1 protein-coding gene and 1 pseudogene are annotated in these 482 nt (G+C 41.3%); both read left to right on the plus strand.

Annotated features, from left to right (window positions below):
* Window positions 1-135, plus strand: a pseudogene (locus tag HC175_RS17950) (carboxylating nicotinate-nucleotide diphosphorylase); the annotation flags it as partial.
* Window positions 136-138: 3 nt separating this feature from the next.
* Window positions 139-482, plus strand: a 344-nt coding sequence (locus tag HC175_RS17955; RefSeq protein WP_235942671.1) for a YhjD/YihY/BrkB family envelope integrity protein, incomplete at its 3' end; no start/stop codon positions are given.

Below are 482 nucleotides of genomic sequence, written 5' to 3' on the forward strand. Positions count from 1 at the left end.
TGTGAAATTGAATCCAGCGGAGGCATTACTCCCGAAACTGCCCGAAAATATGCTGAATGTGGAGTGGACTTTATATCGAGTGGCGCACTGACCCACTCGGTCTATAATCTTGATCTAAGTTTAAAGGCTGTTTAACGCATGGCTAACGGCGAGGCAAAAAGTGCTAAAAAAAAGGAAGGTTTTACCTACTGGTGGACCAGCCGTGCAAAAAAGATAATTCTTCCGGGCCTGGAAGGATTATCGCTTTTTGATCTTTACATCATTTTTTATGCAGGGATCGTCAAGGGAACTTTTTCGGCAAGGGCAAGTGCTATCTCCTTCAGTTTTGTATTGGCCCTGTTCCCTTTTTTGCTTTTTATACTAAACCTTATTCCTTTTATTGACTTTATTGATGATTTCCAAATAATTTTCCTGGATTTTATCGATTCGCTGCTGCCCCCGGGAACCAGCACATTTTTTGATGATATAATCTACGATATCGC

The sequence above is a fragment of the Salinimicrobium oceani genome (assembly GCF_012037645.1).